Here is a 3,361-nt window from a genome sequence, read left to right on the forward strand (position 1 = left end):
GTTCCCGGAGGGCGCGCCGCACGACCCACCCCGGCCGCGCGCCCTCCGGGAACCGTCCCGGAGGGCACCGGCGGGCACCGGCGGGCGACCGGACCCGCGGCCACCGCGATCAGCCGCGGGGGACCGGGGAGCAGGTCCGTGCGCTCCCCCGGGGACGGGCGGGTCCGTGTGCGAACCGCTTGCCGGACGGCCCTTGACTTCCCGGCAAGGCCGGGAACGTTCTCACCCCCCACCCCCCATCCGGACATCCGTCCGCGCGCTCATGGCTGCCGGGGATGCGTCGGGATGCGCGCCCACAGGGCCGCGCCCTCGGCGGCCTCGGTCCGGCCCCATTCGCGGGTGAGCGTGTCGATGATGTGCCGCCGGTGGCGGGCGGCCGGAGCGGGGCCGCGCCAGGGACCGGCGGGGGAGTGGCCCGTCGTGCGGGGGACGAGGACACACAACAGCGCGTTGTGATGGGCGAGTCCGAGCCAGATGCTCTCCGGTGCGGTGTCGGCCATGGCCCAGGCCATGAGTTCGGAGACGACGGACCGGGCGTCGTCGGAGACGGCGGCCAGCTCCCACCGCCGCAGGGTGAGCGCGGTGAAGTGCCGGGCGGCGGACAACTCGGCGGGTGCCGCGGTGAACAGGCGGGCGGTGAACCGGCGCGTGCCGGGGCGTGCCGCCGCCGCGTCCGGCGCCGCGGCCGGCGCCCGTGCGCCGCGGAACCGGCCCGGCTCTTCCCCGGACGCGCCGCCGCGTCCCGCGGCGCCGGGCGGATGCTCCGTCATCGGGTGGCTCCTGGGAAGGGGGTATCGCGTCACTATTCACGGCCGCGCATCGAGAGCGCAAGTGAAGGCAAAAGAATCCGCGTACGGGGGTGGATGGGCGGGAATGTGTTCCCTTACTGCCCGGTGAGTTGCCGGGAGTTCAGCATGATGGAGCGTTTTATGGCCGAGGAATATGCCAACGGCGTACCGGCGGGCCTGATCGAGGGTGCCGTCTGGCGCAAGAGCCGGGCGAGCAGTGCCCTGGGCAATTGCGTGGAACTCGCGGCGCTGGCGGGCGGGGGTGCGGCCTTCCGCAACTCGCGTGACCCGCAGGGCCCGGCCCTGGTCTACACGCCGGAGGAGTTCGCCGCGTTCGTCGACGGGGTCAAAAAGGGGGAGTTCGACGACCTGCTGTAAGAGCTCTCCGAGTCGTGCGACTCTTTGTGTCTGTTGTGCCCCAATGGAGTGACACACGCCGGGGCTGTTGAGTCTCGCGACACAAGGAGTACGAGGGATGGCCTTGGAGCCGGCCGGGATCGTGTCGATGGCCGGTCTGCTGGACCAGCGGACCAGCACGCCGACGGTGCTCAGGATGGGACTGGGTCTCATGCTGCGCGGACGGCGCGAGCAGCGGGGCGTGTCCGCGAAGGCGGCGGCGCGGCTTCTGGGCTGCTCGGTGAGCAAGATCAGCCGTCTGGAGACGGGGCGAGGCCGCTTCCAGCTCTCCGGGCAGGAAGTGGCCAAGCTCCTGGCCTTCTACGGCGAGAACGATCCGCGCATGCTGGCCGATGTCCAGGAACTGGTCCAGCGCGCCAACCGGCGGGGCTGGTGGCTGGTCTACGCGGACCTGATGCCCGGCTGGTTCGAGATGTTCGTGGGCCTGGAGTCGTCGGCGTCGATGGTGCGGATCTTCGAGGCGTTCCACATGCCCGGACTGCTGCAGACCGAGGGGTACGCGCGCGCCCTGATGCGGGCGGGCGTGCCGATGGCCCGGAGCGAGGAGGTCGGCCGGCGGATCACGTTCCGCAGGACACGGCAGGAAGCGCTGACGCGCACGCACGGCGCGCTGAAGCTGTGGGTGGTGATCGACGAATCGGTTCTGTTGCGCCGGGTGGGCGGCAAGGCCGTGATGATCGAGCAGCTGGAGCACGTGCTGGCCATGATGCGGCGCCCCAACGTCGTCGTTCAGGTCCTGCCGTTCGACGCGGACATCGCCGCCCACGCCGGGGGCCCGATCACGCTGCTGCGCTTCCAGGCGCCGGACATGCCGGACGTCGTGTACCTGGAACAGGCGGACGGCGCGGAGTACCTGGACGAGACGTCCCGCACGGAGACGTATCTGCGGATCCTGGACAACCTCAGCGCGGTGGCCAGGACCAAGCGGGAAAGCCGGGCACTGATCGAGAGCGCGATCGCCCGCTTCCGCTGCTGACCCCGACAGCCGGCACAGGTCCCCGATCACACGCACGGCACCGCGCACAGACCGGGGCGTGCCCGTTCCCCGCGATGAGTGAGAACGGGCCGGGCGGTGGGATCCGCCCGGGGGTCGCGCCCCGCCCGGCGCGCACGGCGCGCGCAGCGCTCATGCCGGGGCGGCGGCAGGCGAGTTGCCCCCGGAACGGAGACGCGGAAGCCCCCAGCCCGGCCCCGGGCATCAGGCGGCCCGGAAGGCCGGACGCTTTCCGGCCGCCACCGGGCGCCGGACGCCGTCGCACGGGCCCGGCCCGTCATGTCGGCCGTCTCCGGGACAGAACGACATCGGCCCGCGGCGCGCGGAGCAGCCGGTGGACGGGGTCCGGACAGGTCGGCCGACCGGGCCCGCCGCGGCCGGCGTGCGCGACAGCGTGCTCCCCGCTGCCGCGCACGCCAGTTCCTCTCGCGCGCGACGGACGCCCCGGCACGGGAAGGGGAGGTGCGGCCGTGACGACGCCACGCCTGTCCTTTCCCGGCGGCCGGGGAGAGAGCCCGCGTCGCGTTCACCGTCTGCCGTGCTCCTGGCCGCCCGGGCGGCGTCCGCGCCGTGCCCGCCGACTGGTCGCGGGCAGGTCCGTGCCCGCGCTGCCGCCGCCGTCGCTGGCGATCAGGAGGTTGTAGTCGACGTCCTGCCACAGCCCCGTGAAGTCGTCCGGGTGGCCGTTGAGCGCCCTGATCAGCGCCGCGACGGTCTCCCAGTCCGGCACCTCACGGCCCAGCAGCATCCGCTCGATCTGGCCCTCGTCCACCGGGACTTCGGTCCGCTGCCCGATGACCGCCGCGGAGGGCTTCCCGGCGGCGATGTGCAGCCCGCGCAGCACCGAGTGGAGCCGGGCGATCGCCTCCTCCCGCGGCCAGCGCCGGGGCGGCGTGAAGCCCTTGGCGATCTCCCACAGCACCCGCAGGTCGGCCGGTTCGCCCTCCAGCTTCTCCACGAGCGCGCACAGCACCCGCCAGTCCGGCAGACGCTCCCCGGTGAAGATGCGGGACACGTACGACGACGAGACCTCCAGGACCTCCGACAGATCGCGGTTCGGGATTCCCCTCGCGTCGCGCAACCGCGTCAGCGCCTCGCGCAACCCCTCCTGCGCGCGTGCCGCGGCGTCTCCTCCCCGCGCCCTCCCGTCCACCCCCGCGAC

Annotated in this window: 4 protein-coding genes; 2 read left to right on the top strand and 2 right to left on the bottom strand. The window is 73.3% G+C overall.

Features of this window, described 5'->3' with window-relative positions; all coding sequences use genetic code 11:
- Positions 1–260 precede the first annotated feature (260 nt).
- On the bottom strand, positions 261–770 hold the full coding sequence (locus ACSNOC_RS27295; RefSeq protein WP_436750253.1) for a hypothetical protein: 510 nt from the start codon (positions 768–770) through the stop codon (positions 261–263).
- 159 nt (positions 771–929) lie between these two features.
- Here ACSNOC_RS27295 and ACSNOC_RS27300 point away from each other — a divergent pair, with 159 nt between their 5' ends.
- Both ACSNOC_RS27300 and ACSNOC_RS27305 read left to right on the top strand, forming a co-directional pair.
- Entirely contained in the window at positions 930–1,166 is a 237-nt protein-coding gene (locus ACSNOC_RS27300; protein WP_436750254.1) for a DUF397 domain-containing protein, read from the top strand.
- 97 nt (positions 1,167–1,263) lie between these two features.
- Entirely contained in the window at positions 1,264–2,181 is a 918-nt protein-coding gene (locus tag ACSNOC_RS27305) for a helix-turn-helix domain-containing protein (RefSeq protein WP_436750255.1), read from the top strand.
- A 544-nt stretch (positions 2,182–2,725) separates the two neighbouring features.
- Here ACSNOC_RS27305 and ACSNOC_RS27310 read toward each other — a convergent pair.
- Positions 2,726–3,361: helix-turn-helix domain-containing protein (locus ACSNOC_RS27310; RefSeq protein ID WP_436750256.1), on the bottom strand; the 636-nt coding region annotated here is incomplete at its 5' end.

The organism is Streptomyces sp. URMC 129 (assembly GCF_051386415.1).
GTDB lineage: Bacteria > Actinomycetota > Actinomycetes > Streptomycetales > Streptomycetaceae > Streptomyces.